A 1,330-nucleotide genomic window follows, 5' to 3' on the forward strand; every position below is an offset into this window, starting at 1 on the left:
GCGGCTGATCGGCACCGATCTGTGGAAGATCAAGCCCGGCGCGGAAGCGGCAGACAAGCACAAGGAAGAACTCCAGCGACCCCGTGCAGGGTCGCAGTACATGGAAGTCGGAATCGGCCCCGATGCAGAGGTATTTTCGAAGTCGCAGCCTATGTCTTCAGTCGGGCTCGGCGCCGATATCGGCTTGCTGCCTGCTTCGAAGTGGAACAACCCTGAGCCGGAGATCGTCCTCGCAGTCAACAGCAAGGGCGAGGTGGTCGGCGCCACACTGGGTAACGACGTCAATCTGCGCGACATCGAAGGCCGCTCCGCGCTGCTGTTGGGAAAATGCAAGGACAACAACGGCTCATGCGCGATCGGTCCGTTTATCCGGCTGTTCGACGAACGGTTCTCGCTGGACACGATTCGAGAAACGAGTGTTTCGTTGCGTGTCGAAGGTAGCGACGACGGCTTCCTGCTCGAAGGCATCAGTCATATGCGGGAGATCAGCCGTGACCCTCTTGACCTGGTGAGCCAGACCTGGGGCAAGCACCATCAGTATCCCGATGGCTTCATGTTGTTCCTCGGCACGATGTTCTCTCCGATCGAGGATCGCGATGCGCCGGGTGGCGGCTTTACGCATCATCTCGGCGACCGCGTGACGATCAGCGCCCGTCCGCTTGGCGCACTCGTCAACACCGTGCGGCTGTCGACCGAAATCGCTCCGTGGACATTCGGCGTGCGTGCGCTGTACGCCAACCTCGCCGAGCGCTCGCTGCTGAATCGCGGCTGATCAAGCAAGTATTTACTCATTGAGGGATTTACGATGACGCAATTCAAGAACTTCATTGGCGGCGAATGGGTCGATGGCAACGACTCCACTCCTAATGTGAACCCTTCGGACACGAGCGATGTGATCGGCCATTTCGCACGGGCCAGCGCAGATCAGACACAGAAAGCAATCGCGTCTGCACGCTCAGCCTTTCGCACATGGTCGCTCAGCACCCCGCAACAGCGCTTTGACCTGCTCGACCAGGTCGGCAGCACCATCCTTGCGCGCAAAAACGAACTCGGTAAACTCCTGGCACGCGAGGAAGGGAAAACGCTCGCCGAAGCAGTCGGCGAAGTGGGACGCGCCGGACAGATTTTCAAGTTCTTCGCGGGCGAGGCACTGCGGGTCGGCGGCGAGATTGTGCCGTCTGTTCGCCCGGGACTGACGGTCGAAGTCACACGCGAACCGCTGGGCGTCATCGGCCTGATCACGCCGTGGAACTTCCCGATCGCTATTCCCGCCTGGAAGATCGCGCCTGCGCTCGCGTATGGGAACTGCGTCGTCATCAAGCCGGCGGAA

General features: G+C 60.5%; 2 protein-coding genes. Both read left to right on the plus strand.

Features of this window, described 5'->3' with window-relative positions:
* A partial coding sequence (locus KVT39_RS36375) for a fumarylacetoacetate hydrolase family protein (RefSeq protein WP_217591420.1) occupies positions 1 to 772 on the plus strand: 772 nt, incomplete at its 5' end.
* A gap of 33 nt (positions 773 to 805) precedes the next feature.
* Positions 806 to 1,330 (plus strand): aldehyde dehydrogenase family protein (locus KVT39_RS36380; protein ID WP_217591421.1); only part of this gene is annotated, 525 nt, incomplete at its 3' end.

This window comes from Burkholderia sp. GbtcB21 (assembly GCF_019091065.1).
Lineage (GTDB): Bacteria > Pseudomonadota > Gammaproteobacteria > Burkholderiales > Burkholderiaceae > Burkholderia > Burkholderia pyrrocinia_C.